Annotated in this window: 25 protein-coding genes and 1 pseudogene; 13 read left to right on the forward strand and 13 right to left on the reverse strand. The window is 59.8% G+C overall.

Annotation, left to right across the window (positions count from 1 at the left end):
- Positions 1–105 precede the first annotated feature (105 nt).
- From C8265_RS19950 to C8265_RS05425, 3 genes and pseudogenes are all read right to left on the reverse strand, one after another.
- Positions 106–291: pseudogene (locus C8265_RS19950) on the reverse strand (anti-phage BREX system Lon protease BrxL); the annotation flags it as partial.
- A gap of 123 nt (positions 292–414) precedes the next feature.
- Entirely contained in the window at positions 415–3,654 is a 3,240-nt protein-coding gene (locus tag C8265_RS05420; protein ID WP_108482999.1) for an efflux RND transporter permease subunit, read from the reverse strand.
- Positions 3,651–4,610 (reverse strand): efflux RND transporter periplasmic adaptor subunit, encoded by a 960-nt coding sequence (locus C8265_RS05425; protein WP_108483000.1) that lies wholly within the window; start codon positions 4,608–4,610, stop codon positions 3,651–3,653. The genes C8265_RS05420 and C8265_RS05425 overlap by 4 nt, the downstream gene beginning before the upstream one ends.
- 107 nt (positions 4,611–4,717) lie before the next feature.
- Here C8265_RS05425 and C8265_RS05430 point away from each other — a divergent pair, with 107 nt between their 5' ends.
- Positions 4,718–5,038: an ArsR/SmtB family transcription factor gene (locus C8265_RS05430; RefSeq protein ID WP_108483001.1), complete on the forward strand. Its 321-nt coding sequence runs from the start codon at positions 4,718–4,720 to the stop codon at positions 5,036–5,038.
- Between the two features lie 62 nt (positions 5,039–5,100).
- On the opposite strand, the gene C8265_RS05435 is transcribed toward C8265_RS05430, so the two are convergent.
- The gene (locus C8265_RS05435) at positions 5,101–6,114 is read right to left on the reverse strand and encodes an LLM class flavin-dependent oxidoreductase (RefSeq protein WP_108483002.1); all 1,014 of its coding nucleotides are present in this window, start codon (positions 6,112–6,114) and stop codon (positions 5,101–5,103) included.
- A 184-nt stretch (positions 6,115–6,298) separates the two neighbouring features.
- On the opposite strand from C8265_RS05435, the gene C8265_RS05440 reads away from it, so the two are divergent.
- The 3 genes from C8265_RS05440 to C8265_RS05450 all read left to right on the forward strand — a co-directional run bounded on the left by C8265_RS05440 (position 6,299) and on the right by C8265_RS05450 (position 9,778).
- A complete protein-coding gene (locus C8265_RS05440) occupies positions 6,299–7,249 on the forward strand; it encodes a TAXI family TRAP transporter solute-binding subunit (protein ID WP_108483318.1) in 951 nt (316 codons plus the stop codon).
- Between the two features lie 100 nt (positions 7,250–7,349).
- Positions 7,350–9,422: a TRAP transporter permease gene (locus C8265_RS05445; RefSeq protein ID WP_108483003.1), complete on the forward strand. Its 2,073-nt coding sequence runs from the start codon at positions 7,350–7,352 to the stop codon at positions 9,420–9,422.
- 8 nt (positions 9,423–9,430) lie between these two features.
- On the forward strand, positions 9,431–9,778 hold the full coding sequence (locus C8265_RS05450; protein WP_108483004.1) for a DUF1850 domain-containing protein: 348 nt from the start codon (positions 9,431–9,433) through the stop codon (positions 9,776–9,778).
- Positions 9,779–9,991: 213 nt separating this feature from the next.
- Here C8265_RS05450 and C8265_RS19875 read toward each other — a convergent pair whose 3' ends face one another.
- From C8265_RS19875 to C8265_RS05490, 8 genes are all read right to left on the reverse strand, one after another.
- A complete protein-coding gene (locus C8265_RS19875; protein ID WP_108483005.1) occupies positions 9,992–11,368 on the reverse strand; it encodes a calcium-binding protein in 1,377 nt (458 codons plus the stop codon).
- Positions 11,369–11,551: 183 nt separating this feature from the next.
- On the reverse strand, positions 11,552–11,944 hold the full coding sequence (locus tag C8265_RS19880) for a calcium-binding protein (RefSeq protein WP_164512293.1): 393 nt from the start codon (positions 11,942–11,944) through the stop codon (positions 11,552–11,554).
- 170 nt (positions 11,945–12,114) lie between these two features.
- The gene (locus tag C8265_RS05465; RefSeq protein WP_108483006.1) at positions 12,115–12,954 is read right to left on the reverse strand and encodes an alpha/beta hydrolase; all 840 of its coding nucleotides are present in this window, start codon (positions 12,952–12,954) and stop codon (positions 12,115–12,117) included.
- A 47-nt stretch (positions 12,955–13,001) separates the two neighbouring features.
- The gene (locus C8265_RS05470) at positions 13,002–14,042 is read right to left on the reverse strand and encodes a TRAP transporter substrate-binding protein (RefSeq protein WP_108483007.1); all 1,041 of its coding nucleotides are present in this window, start codon (positions 14,040–14,042) and stop codon (positions 13,002–13,004) included.
- A gap of 27 nt (positions 14,043–14,069) precedes the next feature.
- A complete protein-coding gene (locus C8265_RS05475) occupies positions 14,070–15,359 on the reverse strand; it encodes a TRAP transporter large permease (RefSeq protein WP_108483008.1) in 1,290 nt (429 codons plus the stop codon).
- Positions 15,359–15,847: a TRAP transporter small permease gene (locus C8265_RS05480; protein ID WP_108483009.1), complete on the reverse strand. Its 489-nt coding sequence runs from the start codon at positions 15,845–15,847 to the stop codon at positions 15,359–15,361. Before C8265_RS05480 ends, C8265_RS05475 begins: the two co-directional genes overlap by 1 nt.
- Positions 15,848–15,893: 46 nt before the next feature.
- The gene (locus tag C8265_RS05485) at positions 15,894–16,967 is read right to left on the reverse strand and encodes an aldo/keto reductase (protein ID WP_108483010.1); all 1,074 of its coding nucleotides are present in this window, start codon (positions 16,965–16,967) and stop codon (positions 15,894–15,896) included.
- Positions 16,964–17,335, reverse strand: a complete 372-nt coding sequence (locus tag C8265_RS05490) for a TIGR04076 family protein (RefSeq protein WP_108483011.1) — start codon at positions 17,333–17,335, stop codon at positions 16,964–16,966. The genes C8265_RS05485 and C8265_RS05490 overlap by 4 nt, the downstream gene beginning before the upstream one ends.
- An 83-nt stretch (positions 17,336–17,418) precedes the next feature.
- Here C8265_RS05490 and C8265_RS05495 point away from each other — a divergent pair, with 83 nt between their 5' ends.
- From C8265_RS05495 to C8265_RS05510, 4 genes are all read left to right on the forward strand, one after another.
- The gene (locus tag C8265_RS05495; protein ID WP_108483012.1) at positions 17,419–18,069 is read left to right on the forward strand and encodes a GntR family transcriptional regulator; all 651 of its coding nucleotides are present in this window, start codon (positions 17,419–17,421) and stop codon (positions 18,067–18,069) included.
- A 732-nt stretch (positions 18,070–18,801) separates the two neighbouring features.
- Positions 18,802–19,524 carry an IS630 family transposase gene (locus tag C8265_RS05500; RefSeq protein WP_108483013.1) on the forward strand — a complete coding sequence of 241 codons (723 nt, stop codon included), beginning with the start codon at positions 18,802–18,804 and terminating at the stop codon, positions 19,522–19,524.
- A gap of 433 nt (positions 19,525–19,957) precedes the next feature.
- Entirely contained in the window at positions 19,958–20,278 is a 321-nt protein-coding gene (locus C8265_RS05505) for a hypothetical protein (RefSeq protein ID WP_108483014.1), read from the forward strand.
- A 238-nt stretch (positions 20,279–20,516) separates the two neighbouring features.
- Positions 20,517–20,867 carry a hypothetical protein gene (locus C8265_RS05510; protein WP_108483015.1) on the forward strand — a complete coding sequence of 117 codons (351 nt, stop codon included), beginning with the start codon at positions 20,517–20,519 and terminating at the stop codon, positions 20,865–20,867.
- A 72-nt stretch (positions 20,868–20,939) separates the two neighbouring features.
- Here the strand turns inward: C8265_RS05510 and C8265_RS05515 are convergent, their stop codons facing one another.
- Complete coding sequence (locus C8265_RS05515; RefSeq protein WP_108483016.1) at positions 20,940–21,119, reverse strand: DUF1127 domain-containing protein; 180 nt, start codon at positions 21,117–21,119, stop codon at positions 20,940–20,942.
- A gap of 306 nt (positions 21,120–21,425) precedes the next feature.
- Here C8265_RS05515 and ruvC point away from each other — a divergent pair, with 306 nt between their 5' ends.
- Genes ruvC through C8265_RS05540 form a run of 5 tightly spaced genes read left to right on the forward strand, consistent with a single transcriptional unit; the run spans position 21,426 to position 25,150 of the window.
- A complete protein-coding gene (gene ruvC / locus C8265_RS05520; RefSeq protein WP_108483017.1) occupies positions 21,426–21,935 on the forward strand; it encodes a crossover junction endodeoxyribonuclease RuvC in 510 nt (169 codons plus the stop codon).
- Positions 21,932–22,597 carry a Holliday junction branch migration protein RuvA gene (gene ruvA / locus C8265_RS05525; protein WP_108483018.1) on the forward strand — a complete coding sequence of 222 codons (666 nt, stop codon included), beginning with the start codon at positions 21,932–21,934 and terminating at the stop codon, positions 22,595–22,597. The genes ruvC and ruvA overlap by 4 nt, the downstream gene beginning before the upstream one ends.
- A gap of 3 nt (positions 22,598–22,600) precedes the next feature.
- Positions 22,601–23,629, forward strand: a complete 1,029-nt coding sequence (gene ruvB / locus C8265_RS05530) for a Holliday junction branch migration DNA helicase RuvB (protein ID WP_108483019.1) — start codon at positions 22,601–22,603, stop codon at positions 23,627–23,629.
- 43 nt (positions 23,630–23,672) lie between these two features.
- Positions 23,673–24,269 (forward strand): LysE/ArgO family amino acid transporter, encoded by a 597-nt coding sequence (locus C8265_RS05535; RefSeq protein ID WP_206050278.1) that lies wholly within the window; start codon positions 23,673–23,675, stop codon positions 24,267–24,269.
- Positions 24,260–25,150: a DMT family transporter gene (locus C8265_RS05540; protein ID WP_108483020.1), complete on the forward strand. Its 891-nt coding sequence runs from the start codon at positions 24,260–24,262 to the stop codon at positions 25,148–25,150. The genes C8265_RS05535 and C8265_RS05540 overlap by 10 nt, the downstream gene beginning before the upstream one ends.
- Positions 25,151–25,159 lie beyond the last annotated feature (9 nt).

Genomic DNA, 25,159 nt, shown 5'->3' on the forward strand with positions numbered 1-25,159 from the left:
CAATTGCTACGACAACGCTGCCGTCGAAACCTTCTTCAAGACAATCAAAGCTGAGATGTTGTGGCAGCGGTCCTGGCGAACACGCCGCGATGCTGAGATGGCCATCTCAAAGGTCGCCTCATAGCTGTCGGTTTTTTCATTCAAGGCAACGCTGACCTGATCGATGACCTTGAAACGTCCCTTTTCCTTGATTGTCGTTTGGATCAGACCGACCTTGATCATGGTCGCGTCGATCCCCATCAACACGATAGGTATCTCGGTGGGCACAAGCGACGATCGGCGGCAGGTCATCACCTCAAATGGGAAGATTGCAAGTTGCCGATCGCTTCCTGTATCGCGCTGAATCTTATGCCGTATAAAAAATCTGCTGTTCGCTGTGTCCCGTCAGGGGGGTGCAGCGAACAGCCGCAGGCGTTATTTTTCGGCATCCAGACCGGCAGGCCGATAGGGTGCTTGTGGGTTTTTGAACAGCACATAGATTGCCGGAATAACCAGCACGGTCAGAAGTGTTGATGAGGCCAAACCGAACAGCAGCGAAATCGCCAGGCCTTGGAAGATCGGATCGGTCAGGATCACCGACGCCCCGATCATTGCGGCGATTGCGGTCAGCAGGATCGGTTTGAACCGGATTGCGCCCGCCCGGAGCAGGGTTTCGCGCAAGGGCTCTTCGGCTTCGGCACCGTGGCGGATGAAATCAACCAGCAGGATCGAATTGCGCACGATGATACCGGCCAGGGCGATGAATCCGATCATCGACGTGGCGGTGAACGCGGCATCAAACAGCCAATGACCGAACACGATCCCGATGAAGGTCAGCGGAATCGGTGTGAGGATCACCAGCGGCACCCGGAACGATCCGAATTGCGCCACCACCAGCACATAAATGGCAAGGATCGCCACACCAAACGCCGCCCCCATGTCGCGGAAGGTGACATATGTCACCTCCCATTCGCCGTCCCACAGCAGGGTGGGCGTGGAATCACCGGCGGGTTGACCATGCAGGCTGATTTCGGGGCGCGGCACGGCATCCGACCAGGGGCGATCGTCCAGCGCCTCTTGTACCGCGATCATGCCATAGATCGGCGCCTCGTATTCGCCCGCCAGCTCGGCCATGACCATTTCGGCAAAGCGGCCATTGTGGCGAAAGATCGGATGACTGCCGACCTCTTGGGTAACGGTCACCACATCGCCCAATTCGACGACACCACGATCACCCGGCAGCAGGTTCGCAGGCACAGGCGTTGATGCGGTGCGCTCGGACCAGTTCATTTCGCCACGCGGCAGCGCCACGCGGATTTCGGTCGGATCGCGGCCTTCGCCCCGGTGGGAATAGCCAACGGGAACGCCGTCAAACAGGGCGCGGATGGTGTCGTAAACATCGCTTTGGCGCACTTTGAAAAATTCCAGACTGGCCTGATCGATAGCCAGCCGCAGGCGCGGCCTGGGTTGGCCAAAACTATCTTCGATATCAACGACATAAGGCACTGCGGCAAAGGCGGCGCGCACCTCGCGCGCCACGGCGCGACGGGTGTCGGCATCGGGGCCATAGATTTCGGCGAGCAGGGTCGCCAAAACCGGCGGGCCGGGCGGAATTTCGGCAATGGCGACCGAACCGCCGTCGGGAAGATCCATGTCGGCCAGCAGTTCGCGCGCCGCCAGCGCAATATCATGCGATGATCGTTCCCGGTCGTGTTTGGGCAACAGGTTGACCTGCAGATCGCCTTGTTCGGGATTGCTGCGCAGATAGTAATGGCGCACCAGCCCGTTGAAGTTGAACGGTGCTGCAGTACCGGCATGCAGTTGGATCGACGTTACCTCGGACAAGGCGGCAAGGCGGCTGGCGGCCTCGGTCAGCACCCGTTCGGTGCGCTCAAGGCTGGTGCCCTCGGGCATGTCGACGATGACCTGAAACTCGGATTTGTTATCGAAGGGCAGCAGTTTTACAACCACTGTTCGATCAAAGAAAAACGTCATCGATCCGGCGGTCAGCACCAGCACCACGATCAAAAACAGGCCAGAGCGCCACCGGCTGGCGATGACAGGGGCGGCGACGCGGCGAAACAGCCGCCCCAGAAAGCCTTCGGAATCGTGGTCATGGCCGCCGGTATCCGCGCCCTCCCGCCCGGCAATTTTCAACATCAGCCAGGGCGTGAGGATCACGGCAACAAAGAACGAAAAGATCATCGCAGCCGAAGCGTTGATCGGGATCGGCCCCATATAAGGCCCCATCAGCCCCGACACGAACAGCATCGGCAGCAGGGCCGCAACCACGGTCAGGGTGGCGACGATGGTGGGGTTGCCCACCTCGGCCACCGCCTCGATCGCGGCGGTCACACGGTTGCGCCCGTCGCGCATGGCCCAGTGACGGGCGATGTTTTCGATCACCACGATGGCGTCATCCACCAGAATACCGATGGAAAAGATCAACGCAAACAGCGACACGCGGTTGATCGTGTACCCCATGAGGTTCGACGCAAACAACGTCAGCAGGATCGTGGTGGGGATGACAACAGCCACCACGATGCCTTCGCGCCAGCCGATAACGAATGTCACCAGCAAAACGATGGAAACCGTGGCAAGGGCAAGGTGGAACAACAGTTCGTCGGCCTTTTCATCGGCGGATTCACCATAGTTGCGGGTGATCTCGACGGTAATATCCTCGGGGATCAGTTCACCGCGCAAAAGCTCCATCCGCTCCAGCACATGTTCTGCCACCAGCACCGCATTGGCGCCTTCGCGTTTGGCAATGGCCAGGGTCACGGCGGGAAGCTGGGTCCAGCCCTCGGCGCCATCGGCGCGCGTCAGGGTCCAGGTGCGCGCATCAATCGGTGCGCCGCCAACCACGATATCGGCCACGTCCCGCACATACACCGGGCGATCATCACGGGTGGTCAGTTGCAATAGGCCGATATCACCTGGCCCCTGCAGGGATTGCCCCGCCACCACCGACAGGGTGCGATCAAGTGCTGTATCGCTGCCCACCGGAAAGGTCTGGTTGGCCTCGCTCACCCGCGCGGCCAGTTGTTGCAGGGTGACGCCATACAGCGCCAGTTGTTCGGGGTCGGGTTCGATACGGATCTGATCGGTGCGCCCGCCAACGATATAGGTCAGCCCCACATCATCCACCGACATCAGCGATGCGCGCAATTCCTCGACCAGCGAATACAGCGCGCGGTCGTCCCAGTGCGCCGCCGCCTCGGGGGTGGGCGACAGGGTCAGCGCCACGATGGCGACGTCGTTGATCCCGCGCCCGATGATCAGGGGCTGGGGTATGCCTTGGGGGATACGATCCATGTTGGCCATGATCCGTTCCTGCACGCGCAGGATGGCGGCGTCGGGATCGGTGCCCACATCAAACCGCGCGGTGACCATGACCCGGTCATCTTCGGTCTGGGAATAGACATGTTCGACCGCGTTGATCGAGCGCAGGATCGCCTCAAGCGGTTCGGTGACCAGCTCAACCGCATCGGGGGCGCGCAAACCATCGGTGCGCACCATCACATCAACCATCGGCACCGAAATCTGCGGCTCTTCCTCGCGCGGGATCACCACAAGTGCGATCATCCCCATGGCCAATGACGCCAGCAGCAAAAGCGGTGTCAGCGGCGAGCGGATGAAAGCGCGGGTCAGAAGCCCGGAAATACCCAGTTTCATGGCTGCACCAATCTGTCACCCGTGGACAGCCCGGCCAGGATTTCAACACCATCAGGGCTTTCCTGCCCCAGCAGAACAACCACATCGCGCGGTCCGGTTTGGGTATCGAGCACGACAAAATCATTGCCAAACCGGGTGGTGACATAGCTGCGCGGAATGACGATTACCTCGCGTTTATCCACGGTGACATGCACCCGCACCCGTTCGCCGACAAAGAAACTGCCCAGCCCTTCGACCTCGGCATCGGCGACAATGCGGCCATTGGTGATCAGCGGATAAACCTGTCGGATCACACCAGTTGACGCCACATCGCCGCCCAGCGCGGCACCTGCCACCTCGATCGTGTCGCCCTCGGCGATGGATCGGGCGTGGCGTTCGGGCAGGTTGAGGCGCAACAGGTAATGATCCGATGCAATGGTGGCCACCTGCTCTCCGGGCAACACGACGCTGCCTGACGGGCTTTGCACGTTCAGCACCCGGCCCGCGGCGGGGGCCAGAACCTCGCCCTCGCGCTCTTGTTGCAACAGCACATCGCGCGATTGATTGGCCGAGGCAACGCGCCCCTCAAGAACCGCCACAGCGGTTTGCGCCTGATCCACCCGGGTCTGGGCGATGATCCCGCGCGACAACAGGCTGACGGCGCGTTCCAGATCATCGCGCGCCTGGGCAAGCTCGGCCTCAAGCGCGGCGGCCTGCGATGTGGCGGCGGCGATTTGCGGCGCCATCTGTTCGTTGACGACCAGCGCCAGAACATCGCCCGCCGCGACCATGTCGCCCTCATCCACCAACAAATCCGCGACGGTGCCCCCCACCCGCGTGCGCGCGATCAGGGTGTCCACACTTTCTACCGTTGCGAACACCGCCTTGCGATCGGCCACAAACGTGGTTGTGATCGCGTGGGTCTGGGCAAAGGCAGGCGTGGCGAGGATGAGAAACAACAGGAAAGTCTTATACATGGCGGCGCTTTCGGGTCTGACAGATTTGTGAGCTTTGTTGACTTTCATATTAGACAAAGCTAATTTAGTAAATACTAATTTACAACCAATCTGACATGTGAGAGCCGATGCCGCAGGCCAATTCCGACCCATTCGAGGATCTTCAGGCCCGCGCCGAAGAGGTCGCGACGCTGCTTAAACAGTTGGCAAATACCCGCCGGTTGATGATTCTGTGCCGTCTGGCCGGGGGCAAGGCGACGGTGTCGGAATTGTGCAAGGTCGCCAATCTGTCGCAATCGGCGGTGTCACAACATCTGGCCAGAATGCGGATCGAGGGATTGATCGAGGGGGAAAAAGATGGCCAGCAGATCCGTTATTCCATCATTGATCCGCGCTGCCTTGAGGTGTTGAGCCATCTCAAGGCAAGCTTTTGCGATCCGCCCGATTGAGCCAACCACAGGCACAGCGCGTTTCAACGGGCCGTGCCTGTATCGCGTTTTTCGCCCCGCCCTCAGACGGCAAGCGATTGCTTGTGTGACACCAGATCACCCAGCGCCCCGGCCACAATATCAAAAGAGCGCACCCGCGCGGCATGATCGTGGATCATCCCGGTCACCAGAACCTCGTCTGGCTGATGCTTGTCTATAAGGGCGCGCAACTTCGCCTTGACCGTGTCGGGCGATCCGGTTGCCGAACACGACAGAGCCTGTCTGACCTGTGCCAGAACCGCGGCGGGCACCTGCGCCTCGACATCGCGGATCGGCAGCGGCAACTTTCCCGGTTTGCCCGAAAACAGCCGCGCAAAGGCCAGCGTTTGTGATGAGCGCAAAAATGCGGCTTCGGCGTCGGTTTCGGCGGCGCAAACCCCGATGGTGATCATCGCATAAGGTTTTGCCAAGGCAGCAGAGGGTTTGAAAGACGCCCGATAAACGGCAAGCGCCTGTTCCAGCATGGCAGGCGCAAAATGCGAGGCAAACGCATAAGGAAGGCCCAGATGGGCGGCCAGTTGCGCGCCATACAGGCTTGACCCAAGTATCCAGACCGGAACATGGGTGCCGACACCGGGTATCGCGCGCACCGGCGCAGTGTCGGGCATGTCACCGAAATACCCGATCAGCTCCTGCACATCCTGAGGAAAGCTGTCTTCGGGCATCATATGGCGGCGCAAGGCACGGGCGGTGGCCATATCCGTGCCCGGCGCGCGGCCCAGCCCCAGATCGATCCGACCATCATAAAGCGTTGCCAGCGTGCCGAATTGTTCGGCCACCACCAAGGGGGCGTGGTTGGGTAACATGATTCCGCCCGCGCCAATGCGCATGGTGCGGGTGGCGGCCGCCACATGGCCGATCACAACCGCCGTTGCCGCGCTGGCGATGCCGGGCATGTTGTGATGTTCAGCCAACCAATATCGGTGATACCCCGCCCGTTCTGCCGCGCGCGCCAGATCGACGGTATTGGCCAGGGCATCGCGGGTGGTCAGGCCTTCGGGCACAGGTGACAAATCAAGAAGCGAAAATTTTTGCATGGTGATCTCCGTTTGTCATAAGGTAGGCATCCGGGCGCGCCGATCCAAGGCTGGTTCAGATTGCCATTGCTTGCACTTGATATTCAGGGGCAAATGCTCAAACATGATCCATCTGTCTGGCGCTTCGTGTCGCGTGGGCACGGGCAAAACCCGCAAAGGGCGCCGACATCAAAGGGAGAGCAAAATGAACAAGATCATACCAGCCGCCGCCGGCGCATTCGCCTTGGCGGTCAGCCTGACAGGCGCGGCCAAGGCCCAGGATTTCATCAACGTGCTGACCGGCGGCACATCGGGGGTATATTATCCGCTCGGGGCCGGTCTGGCCAATATCTATGGCGAAAAGATCGACGGGGCGCGCACCCAGGTGCAATCAACCAAGGCCAGCGTCGAAAACATGAACCTGATCCAAAGCGGGCGTGGTGAAATTGCCTTTGCATTGGGCGATACGGTTGCCGCCGCATGGGCCGGCGACGAAGAAGCGGGCTTTCCCGGCAAGCTGGATCAATTGCGCGGCATCGCCGCGATCTATCCGAACTACATTCAGATTGTCGCCTCAAAGGAATCAGGGATCACCGATTTTGCAGGGCTGAAAGGCGCCAGCCTGTCGGTTGGTGCCCCTGCGTCGGGCACCGAATTGAACGCCCGCGCGATTTTTGGGGCGATGGACATGTCCTATGATGATCTGGGCAAGACCGAATATCTGCCGTTTGCGGAATCGGTCGAACTGATCAAGAACCGCCAGCTTGACGCGACCTTGCAATCGGCCGGGCTTGGCGTCTCTTCGATCCGCGATCTGGCGTCATCCTTGCCGATCACCGTGGTCGCGGTTCCGGCACAGGTGGCCGAAAACCTGGGCGCGCCGTATATTTCGGCGACCATCCCGGCGGGCACCTATGATGGCCAGGAGGCCGACGTGCCGACCGTTGCGATTTCAAACTATCTTGTCACCAATGCCAGCGTCACCGACGACATGGCCTATGCGATGACCAAGGAACTGTTTGAAAACCTCGACACTTTGGCGGCCTCGCATCAGGCGGCCAATCTTATCAAACTGGAAAATGCGTTGGACGGCATGCCGATCCCGCTGCATCCCGGGGCCGAGCGGTATTACCGCGAACAAGGCGTGTTGAAGTAAGACACCCTGTGTGTGGGCGCGCGTGCCGGTTGCGCGGGCGTCCACACCACCCAATCCTGCAGAACCTATTTTCAATGCTTCGTCCTTCGGGGAACCGGCCATGACCAATCCAGCAACCCCGCCCCTCCCGACCGAGGTACATGGCGTCAGCTTCCCGCAAGGGAACATCGGGCGTTTCCTGTTCTGGGTCGCGGTGGTCTTTTCGCTTTTCCAGATCGGCACGGCGGCCCATGTGATCGATCTGCCCAGCCAGATCGTGCGCGCCTTTCACGTCGGATTTCTGACTTTGCTGGCTTTTCCGCTGGTGGCCTATGCCCGCTATGACGGGGCGACAATGCGCGCCGTGGCCTGGGGGTTTGCGGCGGCCGGGGTGGCTGTGGCGCTATATCAGTGGTGGGAATACAAACCGCTGATCCTGCGGGCCGGGCGGCCTTTGGATATTGATATCGTCATTGGTGTTGTCTCACTTGTGGTGGTGTTTGCCGCCGCCTGGGCAATCATGGGCATTGCCCTGCCGATCATCGCGGGCGGTTTTCTGGCCTATTGCCTGTTCGGTGAATACCTGCCCGCGCCGCTCAATCATCGCGGTTATGGATTTGGTCAGGTGATCGATCATATGACCTTCGGGACCGAAGGCATTTACGGCATCCCGATTTATGTTTCATCCACCTATATCTTTTTGTTCATCCTGTTTGGATCGTTTCTGGAACGCGCCGGGATGATCCGGTTGTTCACCGACGTGGCGATGGGCCTGTTCGGGCATCGCCAGGGTGGCGCGGCCAAGGTTGCCGTTGTCTCTTCGGGGTTGATGGGCACGATATCGGGGTCGGGGGTGGCCAATGTTGTCACCACCGGGCAATTCACCATTCCACTGATGAAACGCTTTGGATACCGCCCGGCCTTTGCCGGCGGGGTCGAGGCGACGGCGTCCATGGGCGGGCAGATCATGCCGCCGGTGATGGGCGCTGTGGCCTTTATCATGGCTGAAACGCTGGATGTGCAATATATCGAAGTCGTGCGCGCCGCGCTTATCCCGGCGATTCTGTATTTCCTGTCGGCGTTCTGGATTGTCCATCTTGAGGCGGGGCGTCACGGATTGCGCGGCCTGGCGCGCGATGAGCTGCCTTCGGCGCTGGATGCGATCCGCAAGAACTGGATGCTTCTGGTGCCACTTGGGGTGCTGGTTTATCTGCTGTTTGGTGGCTATACACCGCTGTTTGCCGGCACCATCGGTCTGGGGCTGACGATCTTGCTGATCCTTGGCGGGTCTGCGGTTCTGAACCTGCCCGAGGGCATCTTCCGAATCATTTTCTGGATCGCGCTGGGGCTGGTTGCTGCGGGTTTCCTGCAATGGGGCACTAACGTGCTGTTCATCGCCATCGCGGTGCTGATCGCGGCGTCAACCATCACCCATGGCGGGCGCGATACGCTGGCGCTGTGTCGTGACAGCCTGGCCGAGGGCGCAAAGACCGCGCTGCCGGTTGGCATCGCCTGCGCGCTGGTGGGGGTGATCATCGGCACCATGACCCTTACAGGTGCGGCCAACACCTTTGGACAGTTCATCGTGACCGTGGGCAAAGCCAGCCTGTTCCTGTCGCTGATTCTGACCATGCTCACCTGTATCCTGCTGGGCATGGGGATTCCGACAATTCCCAACTATATCATCACCTCAACCATCGCCGGACCTGCCCTGTTGGCGCTGGGTGTGCCGTTGATCGTCAGCCATATGTTTGTCTTTTATTTCGGCATCCTGGCCGACCTTACACCGCCTGTGGCGCTGGCCTGTTTTGCCGCGGCGCCGATTGCCAAGGAAAGCGGGCTCAAAATCTCGGTCGAGGCGATAAAGGTGGCGGCGGCCGGATTCGTCATCCCGTTCATGGCGGTCTATACGCCCGCGCTGATGTTGCAGGATGGCGGCCCGCTGGCCGAAACCATCGGGTTCTGGCCCGCCGTGGCCTATGTGGTGTTCAAGGCCGGCCTGTCCATCGGGCTGTGGGGCATTGCGGTGATCGGCTGGCTGGGGCGGCCTTTGGGCTGGCCTTTGCGCGCGCTGGCGATGGTTGCCGCCTTTACACTGGTCGCGGCGCTGCCGATGACGGATCAGGCTGGATTTGCCCTGGTCGCGCTGTTTGTCGGCATCGTGTGGGTGGGGCGGCGAAAGATCATCGCGTGACCTGTCTTATGGTGGGCGCGACGATGCTGATGTTGGCCGCGTCCGACTTTCAACTTGGGTGGACCCATTCGGTTGAACACGTGGAATGGCAGGAAGAGTGGCGCATCCTCGACAGCGCCCTGTCCCTGACCATGGCGCGGGTGCGCGGGTCTGGCGCAGGGATGGAGCCGGGGGAAAACGCGCGCCTCAGGGATGGCTGGTGGGAATGGCCCGGTGCCATTCAGGTTCCCGCCTTGGTGCTGGCCGCATCCGGTGCCACCGGCGCGGGCTGGACCCTGTGCGCGGCGGACACCTGCACCGTCATCGGAGAAACCTCTGGCGCGCCCATCATTATAAAACCGTGCGCGGCCTCCTGATTTTCAGGCAGACGGACAGCAAAACCATGGGCGCAGTGCTGATCCTGATCAGGGATCGGATGTAAACACGCGGGCACTGCTGTGACCGATGAAGGGGTCGGCGATCCCGTGCGCGATCATGGATAACCGGCACATATACGGCCAAGTTTACGAGGCTTTTGGCGATTTAACGTGACGTCCGGGCGCACCGTGGGCGGCACGCCCGGTAAAAGATCACACGATTACGATGTAGTCCATCAAATCTTGATGTTTACTGGTCACACCATGAATTATCAAAGTACTGCCATAAACTTCAAATGGTTCAATAAGATCTACATCATAAATAATCATCACCGAGTCGTCATCCCAAGAGTCAAGATGAAAATTCGGGTCGGACAGTTGCAGCGTGTCGATCCCGAACTCGAAATCCATGATGGTATCATTTCCATCGCCCGGATTGAACACAAACGTATCAATACCGTCCCAGCCGTACATTTTATCGTTGCCCAGACCACCATGCAGCAGATCATTGCCAAAGCCACCGCGCAAAAGGTCATTGCCCTCTCCGCCGATCAGCGCATCGTGGCCGATGTTGCCATAGAGGCTGTCATTGCCGGTGCCACCAAACATCCGGTCATCGCCATCTTCGCCAAATAAATAGTCATGGCCAGAGTCGCCCAGCAAAAGATCATTGCCATCGCCACCCCGTAGCGTATCAAGGAGATCGCCACCATGAAGCTCATCGTCGCCGTCTTCGCCAAACAAACGGTCATAACCCTCGGCGCCCCAAAGAGTGTCATTGCCTGCGCCACCATACATAGAGTCGCGCCCTTTGCCCCCATCCAGCAGATCATCGCCATCACCCCCATATAGAGAATCATAGCCATCCCAGCCGTACAGCTGATCGTCGCCGTCGCCACCACGAAGCAAATCACTGCCAAAACCGCCGCGCAGCAGATCATCACCGGCCCCGCCATCAAGCGTATCGAAACCGAAGTTTCCAAACAGGCTGTCGTTACCTTCGCCACCTTCGATCAGGTCTGAGTTAGTGCTGCCATAGGCCCGGTCGTTTCCCCCGCCCAAGTCAAGTTTCACGCCGTCACGATAGCCATCAGAATATCCATCAACAGACTCCAGCCCCCTCAGATCGAACAGATCGTTCCAGTCGTTCCCCGAAATGACATGTCCACCGGTTTCGAGATTCTCAACCGAAGCCGCCGCATCAAGGATCAGAGAGTTGGTGCGTATCGGCCCCGTCAACCTGAGGGTATCTGTCCCCCAACCACCATCATAGGTCTCGTCATATAAAATCTCATAAGGCTCAAGCACGAAAAGATCGTCGCCAGCACCGCCGAAATAGGTGTCATTGCCGTGGCCGCCGTACAGCACATCATTTCCACCGCTGCCGCTTAACAGATCATCGCCATCATCGCCAAACAACAGATCTTCGCCGTCGCCGCCGAACAGAACATCATGGCCGATACCACCGCGCACCAGGTCATCGCCCGGCCCACTGTAGATCGTGTCGCTTCCTTGCAGGCCGTAAATGTTGTCGGCCTTAAACGTCCCTTCGATTTCGTCCGAGCGGTTCGTCCCGATAATCTGTGCCATGATATAAGCCCCTCTTTTTGCTGTGATGTCCCGGACAAGCGAACATCACCCTTGAAATACAATCAAGCCCAGCGAGGCGCAGGACAGGCCAATCCGACCAAAGTGACGTAGCGGCACAATCTGTTGCGCCGCTCACTGGGGGAATCTTGCGATCAACCGGCACGCCCCCGCAGCAGCACGCGGTCAGGCAAAGAATACGTGGTCCGCGACAAAGGCTTCGGCCTCGGTCTGGCTGGCCCAAATGCCGGTGTTGTCCCAGATCTGAATACTGGTGGCGTCGGCGTAATTGATCATGGTGCCCCACGGCCCATAATCGACTGTGTAATTCAGATCGGAAAGCTGGATCATGTCGGACCCTTCTTCAAAATCATAAATCACATCGTTGCCCTCGCCAGAGGTGAAGATAAAGACATCGGCATCATCCCCCCCAAACAGTGTGTCGTTGCCCGCCCCGCCGCCCAGGGTATCATCGCCCAGACCGCCCAAGATGCTGTCATCGCCACCACGACCCCACAGTACATCCCTGCCAGAACCGGTTTCGATGACATCGTTGAAAACGTAGCCGAAAAAGGTGATGTCAGGTGCGGGCGCAACGGATCGTCAACGCGTCGCGACAATTGCGAGCGTGAAATAAATGGAGTCCGGATTTTGGGTTTGTTGGGTCGCTCATGCCCTCCGGCGCGCACGCTGTGCAGGGGCCAGACGTGCCGCGCCGGGGTTCACCCTGACGCGCCGGTGTTGTCTGCTCAGCCGCGCGTCGGGCGACCGGCATAGACCTGATGGATCGGGTGATCCGGGTCAATCAGCCCATCGCAGATGTCGAAATGGTGGCGATCCGGTTCTTCCCAGATCGCAACCTTGGCGCCCAGCCCGGTCCAGATATCGGCCAGCAGCCGGTTCTGACGCAGGAATTCGGCCCGTTCACTTCCCCCCACCCAGCAGAACACCCGCAAGCCTTCGGGCGGGGCCAGCAAGGCGGGGCTTTCGCTGAGGGTTTCTTCCGTATCCAGCCGCAGTGTGTCATTCATCCTGAGCCGCAGGAAAGGGCGCAGATCGCTTAGCCCCGAAATCGGGATCACCGCCGACAGCCGCGCCCGCGTTGCCCCGGACAGCGCAGAGCCTTGCGCGGCGATTCGGGCCACCAAATGCCCGCCCGCCGAATGCCCGGCCAGAACCACCGGCCCGGCGATACGCCCGGCGGCCGCATCGACCGCCGCCGCAATCTCGACACCGATGTCGCGGATCCGGACCTCGGGGCACAGGGTATAGCCCGGCACCGCCACGACGTAGCCATGCGCAACCGGCCCGGCGGCCAGATGGGACCAATAGCTGCGGTCAAGCGAATGCCAGTATCCGCCGTGCACGAAAACGAACAATCCACGCGGTTCGCCTTCGGGCATAAACAGGTCATAGCGCTGTCGCGGGCCTGGCCCGTATGGCTGATCCAGCTCTGCGCGCCCCTTGGCCGTCAGATCATCGCGCAAGGCCTGCGCCGGACCGACCCAGGCTTGCGGCCATTGATCGCTGCGGTGGATGTGCGACGCATTGGAATAGGCACGGTCCCAATCGCTCACTTGATGAAACATCGGCTCTCTCCGTAAGGGGCAGGGCCTTGCCGCCCTGCCCATCTGTGTCAGTTCGCCGGAACGCCCAGCTCTTGTGCGACGGTATCGATCGCCTCGCGGTAAAAGGCCAGCGCAGCATCAGCATCGACGCCGCGCGCGTTGGCCTCTTCCAGCCAGCCGTCCTTGATTGGCGCCAGCAGCTCTTCCACCCGGCTTAATTCCTCGCCGGTCAGGTCGATCTTGGTGACACCCGCCGCGACCAGATCGGCATCAGCACCGCCGTTGTGTTCCTGCCAGACGGCGGCAAAACGGCTCACCATGGCCTCGCCCGATAGGGCGGCAATCGCTTCCTGGTCCTCGGGGCTGATCCGGGCCCATGCCGCATCGCTGATCACCATGAATTGGCTGGAGGCCGAGAAACCGCCCGGCACGGTCATCAGCACCGGCATATGTTCGGTCATGTTGAAATCCATAACGGTGGCATAGGTCTGGAACATGCCGTCGATGATCCCGCGCGAGATCTGATCATACGCCTCGGTCAGCGGTGAGGAGATTGACACCAGCCCAAGCTGGGTGGCGATCCGTTCGACAATTGCGCCGGGCACGCGGATGCGCAAGCCCTGCAGATCGTCGATGCCGGCCACACCTTCCCGAGTGAACAGCTGGTACGAGCCCGGCACCCAAAGGCCCAACAGACGCGTGCCCGCATGTTCATCGGCCGAGGCGAAAAATTCGTCATAGGTGCGCCAGTATGCGATTGAATTGACCTGCGCGTTTTCGGCGGTGAACGGCAGTTCGACAATCTCGGTCAGTTTGAACCGCTCAGGCGTATAGGCGTGCACGCCAAAGGCGATATCGGCCACGCCGTTGCTTACCAGATCGAAATGCGCACCCGGAGCGCCAAGCGCGGGCAGGATCTGCACCGTCACGCGGCCTTCGGTCGCCTTTGCGACATCGGCGGCCCAGGGTTCGACCATGTTGGTCACGATCGGATGGGTCGGCGGCAGCCAGTTTGAAAACCGCAGGGATACGTCCTGCGCAAACGCGGTGGTGACGCTGGCGATCATGGCCAGACCAGACAGCGCGGTGATCAGTGTTCTTTTTTTCATTTTGTTTCTCCGTGTTGGTTAGGGGGTCTACATCATCCCGGGCAGCCAAAGCGCAAGCCCGGGAACAAGCAGCAGAAGGATGATACGGATGATATCGGCAGCGACGAACCATGTGACGCCGGCGAACATTTTGCGCAGCGGAACCGCGGGCAGAACACCGCGCAACACATAGATATTCATGCCCACGGGCGGGGTGATCAACGCCACCTCCACCAGCGTCACCACAAGAATGCCGAACCAGATCGGATCATAGCCCAATGTCAGGATCAAAGGATAGGTAATCGGCAAGGTAAGCAGCAACATCGACATGCTTTCCAGCACACAGCCCAGCACCAGATACAGTACCACGATCACCAGCATCATCGCCCAGGGCGGTAGATCCAGAACGCCCACAAAGCTGTTGAGTTGCGCGGTGAATCCGGCCACGTTAATGAAATTGCCGAAAATCTGCGCGCCAACCAGCACGAAAAAGATCGACGCGCTCATCACTGCCGTCTGGCCCAGCGTGGCCAGCAGCGTGCGGAACGTGAGCTTGCGCCGCCACTGGGTAATGGCAAGGGCGCCGACCGACCCGACGCCCGCCGCTTCGGTTGGGGTGAATAAATTGCCGTAAATGCCGCCGATCACCAGCCCGAACAGCAAGATCACCGCGCCCACCGATTTCAGCGCGCTGAGCCGCGCGGCCCAACTGCTCGTCTCGCCTGCCGGACCGGCGGCGGGGTTCTTCCAGGTGGCAACCATGATCGCGCCAACATAGAGCAGTGCACCCAAAAGCCCCGGCAGCACGCCTGCGATGAACAGCGCGCCGATGTCATTCTGCGTCAGGATGCCATAAACGATCAGCACGATACTGGGCGGGATCATGATCCCCAGCGTGCCCGCCGCAGCGATGGAGCCCGCCGCCAGTGAATCGTCATAGCGGTAGCGTTTCATCGAGGGATAAGCGACCCGCCCCATGGTTGCCGCCGAGGCAAGGCTGGAGCCGCAGACCGCCGAGAACATGCCACCGGCCAGAATGGTCGAAATCGCCAGCCCGCCACGCCGGTGCCCGACAAAGCGATACGCCAGATCAAAAAGTTCTTTCGAGATTTCCGCCCGGCTGATCAGGTTGCCCATCAGGATGAACAGCGGAATCACTGACATGTTGAAGTTATGCACCGTCCGATAGGCGGAATCGGCCGCCATATAGCCCGCTGGCCCCCAGTCCACGATCCATGCAAAACCGCCAATGCCGATGGCCAGCATGGCCAGCGCGATCGGCACTTCGAGAAACAGCAGGATGAACAGCAGCGCCAGAGCGAAGAGCATCACGCCCATCACAGGTCTCCCTGCACATCAGAGGCGGAACCGGGCGGAGCCAGCAGCGCCGCCACAGCCGACAGCAAACACATCAGCGCCGCGAACCATGCAAAGGGCGCCAGCGGAAAGCCGGCAAAGATGGCCCGCGCGCCCGAGGCATTCATCTGGTTGCCCAGCCGGTACAGCTGCCAGGCGAAAAAGCCGAACACCGCCAGCGCGATCACCTTGCCCACAACCGTGAACAGCAACCGCAACCACCAATGCCGGTCGGCCAGACCGCTGAACAGGGTAACCTGTACATGTTCGCGCCGCAGGGTAACCAGCGGCAGAGCGGCAAAGACCATGGCGCCAACCGCGATCTCGGTGATCTCATAAGCGCCCCGGATCGGCCGGTTCAGGCTGCGCAGAATCACATCGGCGAACGAGACCCCCATCAGCACCAAAATGCAGAACGAAGTCAGCAGATACAGCGGGAAAAGGGCCTTGCCGGCCAGTCGCGCGAGCATGCCTCACCCTCCGGTCAGCTTTGATGCCGGGTATGTCCGGCAGAAATCACGCACCATGCACCGCGTCAGCAGGATTGGTGTTGAGGTTGTATTTCATGATCCGCCCGTGACGCCCGTTGCGGTCGCCCTCAAGCCCGAAAACCGGGCCATTTGGCCCGCCGGCCTGTGCCAGCACCGCATCGATGGCTGCGCGGTCGTCGGCGTCAAGCGTGACGTTGAACACATCCAGAGTCTTGGGCAGATGGCGTGCATAACGCGCCCCCACGATGGCCGCTGCAACCTGCGGCTGATCCAGCACCCACCGCGTGGCAACCGAGGCCAACGAGACGCCGTGTTTGTCGCCCACCGATTTCAACGTCTTCAGCAGGGTCTGAAACAGCTCCCAATTGCCGAATTCATCAACGATCAGCCGGTATTTGATCAGCGAGCGGTTTTCGAACTGGAACCCCGGATCGGGCTGGCCCAGCCATTGATCGGTCAGGAAACCACCCGCCAGAGTGCCATAACACAGGATCTGCACATCGCGCCGCGCGCCCCATTCGGCAAAGGCACCGGCCGGGCGACGATCCAGAACCGAATATTGCACCTGCGCCGAAACCACATCGAAACCGCCGTCGATAAAGCGATCCATCACCGGGAAATCCCAATTCGTGGTGCCCAGATTGGCGATCTTGCCCTTTTTCTGGCACTCTCTGAGCACCTGCAGCGCCTCGACAGCATTGCCAAGCGCCATGTCCCACCAAAAGAACTGCACCAGCGGAATTTGTTCAATCTGCAACCGTTTGAGCGAGCGGTCGACGATGGCCTCAACCTCATCGGGGCGGATGTCATGCAGACGGCCCAGATCCGGCACCAGCTTGGTATGCACCATGACCCGGTCGGCCACCTCGGACCCGCGGCGGCGGCGGACATCGGCAATGAAGGTGCCAATCATCTCTTCGACGCCGGTATAAATGTCGGCGCAGTCAAAGGTGGTGATCCCGGCGTCCAGAAACGCCTCCATATCGGCAATCGCATCGGCGGCGCGCACCTCACCGTGGTCGCCGGCCAGTTGCCAGCCGCCCTTGATCACCCGGGAAATCCGGTGGCCCGGGCGCAGGTCTGCGGTTTCGACGGTCATTTGTCATCCTTCCAATAGGGGGTGCCGCGCTGATCCGGCAATCCGGTGGTGGCCGCATGCGAATACCAACGACGCGCTTCGCGGATGATGCGCAGCCGACCACCGCAATGGGGATCGGGGCAGGCAACTTCGGCGTCGGTGGACATCCAGTCATCGGGATCGGTGTCGCGCTGTTTGGCGGGCAGCAGCGGCAGCACGGCGGCCAACGCATACATCGACAATTTGGCCGGCCCGTCAAATACCAGGTTTTCACCGATGACGCGAAATGCTTCGCCCTCGACATGACGACAGACGGGGGCGCGGCCATCCAGAACGGTTTCGACCTTCAAATCATAAAGCCAAAAACCGTGTTCGCCGTCCTTTTGCATCTGCACCCCTTTCAAGGCTTGACCGAGTCATCTGTGATATGTGACATTTTATCAACGATAGATTTCAGATGTGTCAAGCCCCCATGAGTATGCCCGTCATCGCCCGCATCGATCCGCTGAAACTGCGCGAGAACGCGTATTTCGCACTTCGCGATGCCTTTATCCGCGGCGCGTTTGCGCCTGGTGATGTCGTCAGCCTGCGCTCTCTCGCTGATCAGCTGGGCGTGTCGATGACCCCAGTGCGCGAGGCGGTGCGCCGGTTGGTGGCCGAGGGCGCGTTGGTCGATACCCCATCCCGCACGCTGATGGTGCCGGCCTTCGACGCCCGCCGCGCCGCTGATCTGATGGCGGCTCGTCTGGCTCTGGAACATCTGGTTCTGGATCAGGCAATCGACAGGATCACCCCCGCGGATATCGACACGCTGGAGGCAATCATCGCCCGCGCCAAGGATGGGCCCGAAAACATCCCCGACCTGATTACAAACCACGAGTTTCACTTCACGCTGTACCGGTTTAGCGCCTCAGAAGTGCTGCTGCCGGTGATCGAGGCGCTCTGGCTGCAATACGGCGCCTATCTGAACCTGATCATCAACCGCCCCGCCGCCGGACAGATCGAGGAACACGCACATCACCAGCAAATCCTCACCGCACTGCGCCACGGTGACCGCCCCGGCGCACATACGGCATTGCAGGCTGATATCCAGCGTTCGTTCGGATTGCTGATTTCAGACTGAAACCGTGGTCAGGCTGACAGGGATGATACCTGCCGGGCGTACCACCACTTCACCACAACAGAATTTGAGCCGCCCCAAATCGTCCGGTTTCACCGGAGCCTGTTGAGTTCTTCTCGATCGACTTTATCGAGTATGTTCATGTTTGCATGGAAGACCGCCTCAACTTTCGTTGCTGTGATGTATCACCGAGGCGGCGGCTGTTGAACTATTCAACCAATGTAAGGGTTTCCTCGGACCTAGACACAGGGCTTCGGTAGTGGGGACGTCCCAGTCAGGTGCTTTTTGACATGCGCATCCGACCACATCATTACCGATTTGATAACCGCGTCTTTCTGAGCCGTTCTACGTTCGCCGCGACCGTCGTGTGCGATCACACCAGGTGCATGTTTCGGTCCGTGGTCCGCGCGATAGCTGCCAACATGATGCTAGTTTAGATGCAATTCCGATGTGCCCCTCTCATATGCACGCTCAATGTGAAACGGCAACAGTCTTGGCCAGGGATTATCGCAATTACGTCCCCAAAGGACCGCGAAAGCCTTCGGTCATGCAGGCAGTGGTTGGGAAGACTATTCGTCGGATAGCATGGAGCGCTGCGGTGTCAAGCGCGATAAGACGCGGCCATCGCGTGTGCGGCTGCTGGCCATGGAAAGGAACATGGAAACAAAACTGAAGATGATCGCCAAAATAGTTCAGGAAAAACCACCCATTGCGACGCACTGAAGCTGTGCCCTGTTGGCCGAAGCTATGTGCATTTCGCCGTCGAGCGTGGGTCGCATCTGGGCTGAAGCCGGTCTCAAACCGCAGATCACCAAAGGGTTCAAGGTCACGAACCAGCCGCTCTTCGAGGAGAAAGTCACCGAAATTGTCGGATTTTATCTAGACTCGCCGGACTGGGCGGTCGTGCTGTGCGTGGATGAGACGTCACAGATCCAGGCGCTCGACCGGATCCAGCCTGGGCTGCCACACAAGAAGGGGCGGGCGGCCACCATGACGCATGACTACGAGCGCCATGGTACGACCACACTGCTCGCAGCACTCGACGTCAAATCCGGCCAGATGATTAGCGAATGTCTGCCGGGCCACCGGGCCAGAGAATTTCTGAAATTCCTCCGGAATATCGACAAAGCCGTGCCAGCAGGGCGGGATCTCCATCTGATCCTGAATAACTATGCCACCCACAAGACACCTGAGGTGCGAGCATGGCTAGAAAAGCACCCGCGCTTCAAGCTCCATTTCACGCCCTTCAGTGCCTCATGGTTGAACTTGGTCGAGCGATTCTTTGCCGAGATCACTTTAAGACGCATCCGACGCGGCAGCTATTCCAGCGTCGATGATCTGGAGGCCGTGATCTATGACTATCTGGAGACCACAACGAGAAGCCGAAGCCCTTCAAATGAACAAAACCGCGGAGGATGTCCTCACCCGAGAACGCCGCGCGCTGAACGCGCTCGATGAAATTCGCGGAAACAGATGGGAATGATCAGACACGGAACAACTAGGTTTTCCGAGATGTCCTGCCGTGCGCGGATATCATTGAGCCGTGATGGTGGTGTGTATTTCCTGGGTGGTGTGGGTGTGGCTTTGTCGGGTCGGCATCGCGTTGGCGCGGCGGACAATTTCATGAGAATCGTCGGTCTTATCAAGCTCGGCGGATGAATTGGGGCGAAGACGCGGCTTGATTTAAATAATTTTAAAAATGAATTGTTTCCAGTGTGTGGACATACTTTGCGGGTAGCGATTTTTGCATCTAGAACACTGTATTAAAAGTGATCGAGGATCGGATTTTTATCAAATTTTGCCTCAATTGGCTGCGATTGCCTTATTCGTGCCGCAATTGCGACTATAAATGGGCATTGTCGGTGGGGGCCGATAATACAGAGTCACTGCCATGTCGATGACACTTACTGAAATGAACCGCCATATTGCGCGCAACAATTGCGCCGTGGCCCGTGCCGCAGGTGTGGCGATGACGGGCGGGTGGATGGCCGTACCTGCAAAACGGCGGCCCGGCCTGATGGCTGTATCACTCATCCTCGGTGCGGCGGTCATCCTGACTTTGGCCAAAGCGGTGCTGGTGGTTTTGATCGGCGCAGACGCTTATGATGGGGCGTTGCTTTCCCTGCAGGGTGCGTCTTTTATTGACGGTGCTGCAGCTTGGATGATGCAGGTTGATGGGATAACCGCCGCGATCCGTGATTTCATACAGTGATCTGTCGGGCGTAAACCTCACACAGCTTATCAAGATTTTGAAACGGCCATTCCCTTGACGGTGATTGGCTGCTTTGCATTTTCAATCCAATTCAAATTTTCATTGAAGACTGGCCGATACCAATAGTATTTCAAATGAATTTGCAGATATTTGTCCAAAGTTGCCATATTGATGCCGCAATTATAGCTATAAATGGCCCTTGTCGGTGGGGGCCGATAATCAGGTAAAAGGCTGGGCTATGGCTTTTTCACAAACCTCAAAGTTTACCAAGCGTCGCCATCAGATTATTCGCGACCACCGCGCGATTGCGCGCCGGGGTGGTGAATTGCACATGGGGCCCGATGGGTTGTTGACCGTGCGCCGCAAACGCGGTTCCTCCGGTGTGCCGTATCGTGGCCTTTTCATATTGGCCGGGGTTCTTTTTGTCGCAAAAGCCCTGATGTTGGCCCATGATGGCGCGCAAACCTATGGGGAACGGATTGTTGCATTGGCGGAAAGTGGCGCGGTGGGGCGGGCGGCTGCCTGGATCATGCAGGCCGATCCGCTGACCCGATCAATCGCGGACTATCTTGCGCCGCTTTTGGGGTAAGCCCGGTGTTGAAATGAAAAAGGCCGCTTTGGGTCATTCCCAAAGCGGCCTATTGTGTATTCTGCATGTGGCTCAGAGCCTTTCGATATCGCTGCGGGTCAGGCCGATATCATCGAGTTCGTAATCTGTCAGGCGCGACAGGGATTTGCGGGTGACGCGTTTTGCGTTCCAGGTGGCGACAGGTGCCGTCAGGCGCAGCAAGGTGGCGGCGATGCCGGGAGCCGCGGGGCGGGCGTGTTCGAAAACGGACATTGCGGATGCTTTCAATAACAAAGGGACGATGCGTGATCGCAGAGCGCAGTTAGGCGGCAAAATATATTTGTGCAACCTGGGGGGGGCACATAGCACCCTTGTGTTTTCTGCATGGCATAGCCGCCGCTTAACTTCTTAAAAATACTTACTTAATTTTCCGAGCGAAAAGCCGGATTCGGGGCTGAAAACAGCCTTTTCCATCGCCAATCTGCCCGTGCCAGTACCAAAGGTGTTCACCATAACCCTTGGCGGATGTTCGCCTTTCGTGCTAGGGGTGGCGCAAAAGCAACAAGAGCAGGACAGGCAATGCGCGTATTGGGGATCGATCCGGGGTTGCGCACCTTGGGTTGGGGGGTGATCGATGTGGACGGGCCGCGTTTGTCCCATGTGGCAAACGGGCATTGCACGTCGCAATCCTCTCAGGATCTGGCGCAAAGGCTGATGTCGCTGCACACGCAGCTTTCGGCCGTTCTGGCCAGATACGCGCCCGACACCGCCGCGGTTGAGCAAACTTTTGTGAACAAAGATGGGGCCGGAACCCTGAAGCTGGGTCAGGCGCGGGGGATTGCCATGCTGGTCCCGGCTCAAGCGGGGCTGAGTGTGGGGGAATATGCCCCCAATACGGTGAAGAAAACCGTTGTTGGCGTGGGCCACGCGGCAAAAGAACAGGTGGTTCACATGGTGAAAATGCAACTGCCCGGTGTGATTATCTTCGGGGCCGATGCCGCCGACGCCCTGGCGATTGCCATGTGCCACGCGTTTCACCGCCAGACCGGCGATAAATTCGCCAAGGCGGTGGCGGGGGCGCGGCGATGATTGGCCGGATTGCGGGGCGGATTGATTATCGCGGCACCGATCATGTGCTGATTGATGTGCGCGGCGTTGGCTATATCGTTTATGTGTCGGACCGCACGATGATGACACTGCCCGGCGTGGGTGAGGCGACGGCGCTGTATACTGATCTGCTGGTGCGCGAGGATTTGCTGCAACTGTTTGGCTTTCCCAGTTTGGTTGAAAAGGAATGGCACCGATTGTTGATGTCGGTTCAGGGCATCGGGGCCAAGGCATCGATGGCGATTCTGGGCGCGCTTGGCCCGGATGGTGTGGGCCGTGCGATTGCGCTGGGCGATTATAACGCGGTTCGTGCGGCGCCGGGGGTCGGGCCGAAAATTGCACAGCGCGTGGTGAATGAGCTGAAAGACAAAGCCCCCGCCGTGATGGCCATGGGCGACGGTGCAGCGCCGATTCTGGACGACGAGGTGGTTGAAACATCCGCCAGCCCGGCCAAACCCCGCGCTGCCGCCCCCAAACCGGCAGGCGGTGCCGCACAATCCGAGGCATTGTCGGCCCTTACCAATCTGGGCTATGCTCCAAGCGAGGCTGCGGGCGCCGTGGCCCAGGCCGCAGGTGAGGCACCGGGTGCGGAAACACCGGCACTGATCCGCGCCGCGCTGCGGCTTTTGGCCCCGAAAGGATAAGCCATGCAAACCCCCGATCCCGCCCTGCGCGCCGACCGTCTGCCCGAAGATGCAGACCGCGCGTTGCGCCCACAAGATCTGCAGGAATTCATCGGTCAGGCCGAGGCGCGCGCCAACCTGCGTGTGTTCATCGAAAGTGCGCGAATGCGCGGCCAGGCGATGGATCACGCGCTGTTTCATGGCCCGCCCGGTTTGGGCAAAACGACATTGGCGCAGATCATGGCGCGCGAATTGGGGGTAAATTTCCGCATGACAAGTGGGCCGGTGTTGGCCCGCCCCGGCGATCTGGCCGCGATCCTGACCAACCTTGAGGCGCGCGATGTCCTGTTCATCGACGAAATTCACCGCCTCAATCCGGTGGTGGAAGAGGTGCTGTATCCCGCGCTTGAGGATTTCGAACTTGATCTGGTGATTGGCGAAGGCCCTGCTGCGCGTACCGTTCGGATTGAGCTTCAACCCTTTACGCTGGTTGGGGCGACCACCCGGTTGGGCCTGCTGACCACACCGTTGCGCGACCGCTTCGGCATTCCGATCCGGTTGCAGTTCTATACCGAAGATGAGCTGCATCAGATCGTCACCCGTGGCGCGCGCCTGCTGGGGATATCGGTCGAAGATGATGGCGCACGCGAAATTGCCAAACGCGCCCGGGGCACGCCGCGCATTGCCGGGCGGCTGTTGCGCCGGGTAATCGATTTTGCCTTGGTCGAAGGCGACGGCACCCTGACCCGCGCCATTGCCGACAGTTCGCTGCACCGATTGGGGGTTGATACACTGGGGCTGGATGGGGCCGACCGGCGGTATCTGAATTTCATCGCTGATGCCTATCAGGGCGGGCCGGTGGGGGTTGAAACCCTGGCCGCTGCCTTGTCGGAAAGCCGGGATGCCTTGGAAGAAGTGATCGAGCCGTTTTTGTTGCAACAGGGCCTGGTGCAACGCACCCCGCGCGGGCGGATGTTGGCGCAAAAGGCTTGGGCGCATCTGGGCCTGCCCGCGCCATCGGCCCCGGCGCAAGGGCGCCTGTTCGAAGAATAAGCGGGGGCTGGACCTTTTTTGCGCCCGGGCTTACCCAAACTCCATGATACATTCTGCTGTGGCCGGATTTGGTTTGGGCCTTTCTCTTATCCTGGCGATTGGCGCGCAGAATGCATTCGTGCTGCGCGCCGGTTTGCGCGGCAGCCATGTGTTTGCCATTTGCCTCACCTGCGCGCTGAGCGATGCGATTCTGATCGCCGCCGGGGTGGCCGGATTTGGCTGGCTGGTCACAGCTGCCCCTTGGATTGGTCCCGTCATGCGCTATGCGGGGGCGGCATTTCTGATCGGATATGGCGCGTTGGCATTTCGCGCCGCCTGGCGTGGGGGCGGGCGGTTAGAGGCGGCCACAGGCCCCGAGATCAGCTTGAACGTGGCGATTGCCACCTGTCTGGCGCTGACGTGGTTGAACCCGCATGTGTATCTGGACACGGTGGTGTTGCTGGGCACCGTTGCCGCGCAATGGGACCGGATACCGTTTGGCATCGGGGCCGTCTGCGCGTCTTTCGTGTTTTTCTTTTCACTGGGCTATGGCGCGCGGTTCCTGCGGCCGCTGTTTGTACGACCGGGGGCGTGGCGCGTGTTAGACTTTGGCATTGGCTGCGTGATGTGGCTTTTGGCGCTAGGGCTGATATGGGCATGAAAGGGCCGGTGGCCGGTGTGTTCTGGATGGTTCTGACCGGCCTGTTCTTTGTCGGGGTCACGGCGATTGTGAAACATCTGGATGGGCGGATGCCCGCGGCGCAATCGGCCTTTTTGCGCTATGCCATGGGGTTGGTGTTCTTGCTGCCGATGATCGGCACGTTGCGCGCCGCGCGCTATGACCGGCGCACGATCCTGCTGTTTTCCCTGCGCGGCTTTGTCCATGCCATTGGCGTGATCCTGTGGTTTTTCGCAATGACGCGCATTTCCATCGCCGAGGTGACGGCGATGAATTACCTCTCGCCGGTCTATGTATCCTTGGGCGCGGTTCTGGTGCTGCGTGAAAAAATGGCGCTGCGCCGGATCGTGGCGGTGATCATGGCCCTGATCGGCGCGCTGATCGTGTTGCGCCCCGGAGTGCGCGCGCTGGATCTGGGCCATCTGGCGATGCTGGGCACGGCGGTGTTGTTCGCCGCCGGATATCTGGTGGCCAAGATCATGGCCGATGAACAGCCGCCATCGGTTGTGGTGGCGATGCTGTCAATTTTTGTCACCCTGTTTCTGGCGCCTTTTGCGGCCATGGATTGGGTCACACCCACAGCGCGCGAATTGGCCTGGCTGTTTGGTGTCGCGATATTGGCGACATCGGGGCATTTTACCATGACCCTGGCGTTTCGCGCGGCCCCGATCACAGTCACCCAGCCGGTCACGTTTTTGCAACTGGTCTGGGCGACAATTCTGGGCGTGGTGATGTTTGGCGAGCCTTTGGATGGCTGGGTCATATTCGGTGGGCTGGTGATTCTGGCATCGGTCATTTTCATGACCTGGCGCGAGGCCGTGGCGAAACGGCGCGCCTTTGCTCAGGCCACCGGCCCGGTCTGACGCCAAAGC

The organism is Oceaniglobus ichthyenteri (assembly GCF_003057885.1).
GTDB lineage: Bacteria > Pseudomonadota > Alphaproteobacteria > Rhodobacterales > Rhodobacteraceae > Oceaniglobus > Oceaniglobus ichthyenteri.

Excerpts from the sequence above, each read along its gene's own strand:
- C8265_RS05420 (WP_108482999.1), bottom strand. The coding sequence starts at position 3,654 with ATGAAACTGGGTATTTCCGGGCTTCTGACCCGCGCTTTCATCCGCTCG.
- C8265_RS05425 (WP_108483000.1), bottom strand. The coding sequence starts at position 4,610 with ATGTATAAGACTTTCCTGTTGTTTCTCATCCTCGCCACGCCTGCCTTT.
- C8265_RS05430 (WP_108483001.1), top strand. The coding sequence starts at position 4,718 with ATGCCGCAGGCCAATTCCGACCCATTCGAGGATCTTCAGGCCCGCGCC.
- C8265_RS05435 (WP_108483002.1), bottom strand. The coding sequence starts at position 6,114 with ATGCAAAAATTTTCGCTTCTTGATTTGTCACCTGTGCCCGAAGGCCTG.
- C8265_RS05440 (WP_108483318.1), top strand. The coding sequence starts at position 6,299 with ATGAACAAGATCATACCAGCCGCCGCCGGCGCATTCGCCTTGGCGGTC.
- C8265_RS05445 (WP_108483003.1), top strand. The coding sequence starts at position 7,350 with ATGACCAATCCAGCAACCCCGCCCCTCCCGACCGAGGTACATGGCGTC.
- C8265_RS05450 (WP_108483004.1), top strand. The coding sequence starts at position 9,431 with ATGGTGGGCGCGACGATGCTGATGTTGGCCGCGTCCGACTTTCAACTT.
- C8265_RS19875 (WP_108483005.1), bottom strand. The coding sequence starts at position 11,368 with ATGGCACAGATTATCGGGACGAACCGCTCGGACGAAATCGAAGGGACG.
- C8265_RS05465 (WP_108483006.1), bottom strand. The coding sequence starts at position 12,954 with ATGTTTCATCAAGTGAGCGATTGGGACCGTGCCTATTCCAATGCGTCG.
- C8265_RS05470 (WP_108483007.1), bottom strand. The coding sequence starts at position 14,042 with ATGAAAAAAAGAACACTGATCACCGCGCTGTCTGGTCTGGCCATGATC.
- C8265_RS05475 (WP_108483008.1), bottom strand. The coding sequence starts at position 15,359 with ATGGGCGTGATGCTCTTCGCTCTGGCGCTGCTGTTCATCCTGCTGTTT.
- C8265_RS05480 (WP_108483009.1), bottom strand. The coding sequence starts at position 15,847 with ATGCTCGCGCGACTGGCCGGCAAGGCCCTTTTCCCGCTGTATCTGCTG.
- C8265_RS05485 (WP_108483010.1), bottom strand. The coding sequence starts at position 16,967 with ATGACCGTCGAAACCGCAGACCTGCGCCCGGGCCACCGGATTTCCCGG.
- C8265_RS05490 (WP_108483011.1), bottom strand. The coding sequence starts at position 17,335 with ATGCAAAAGGACGGCGAACACGGTTTTTGGCTTTATGATTTGAAGGTC.
- C8265_RS05495 (WP_108483012.1), top strand. The coding sequence starts at position 17,419 with ATGAGTATGCCCGTCATCGCCCGCATCGATCCGCTGAAACTGCGCGAG.
- C8265_RS05505 (WP_108483014.1), top strand. The coding sequence starts at position 19,958 with ATGTCGATGACACTTACTGAAATGAACCGCCATATTGCGCGCAACAAT.
- C8265_RS05510 (WP_108483015.1), top strand. The coding sequence starts at position 20,517 with ATGGCTTTTTCACAAACCTCAAAGTTTACCAAGCGTCGCCATCAGATT.
- C8265_RS05515 (WP_108483016.1), bottom strand. The coding sequence starts at position 21,119 with ATGTCCGTTTTCGAACACGCCCGCCCCGCGGCTCCCGGCATCGCCGCC.
- ruvC (WP_108483017.1), top strand. The coding sequence starts at position 21,426 with ATGCGCGTATTGGGGATCGATCCGGGGTTGCGCACCTTGGGTTGGGGG.
- ruvA (WP_108483018.1), top strand. The coding sequence starts at position 21,932 with ATGATTGGCCGGATTGCGGGGCGGATTGATTATCGCGGCACCGATCAT.
- ruvB (WP_108483019.1), top strand. The coding sequence starts at position 22,601 with ATGCAAACCCCCGATCCCGCCCTGCGCGCCGACCGTCTGCCCGAAGAT.
- C8265_RS05535 (WP_206050278.1), top strand. The coding sequence starts at position 23,673 with ATGATACATTCTGCTGTGGCCGGATTTGGTTTGGGCCTTTCTCTTATC.
- C8265_RS05540 (WP_108483020.1), top strand. The coding sequence starts at position 24,260 with ATGGGCATGAAAGGGCCGGTGGCCGGTGTGTTCTGGATGGTTCTGACC.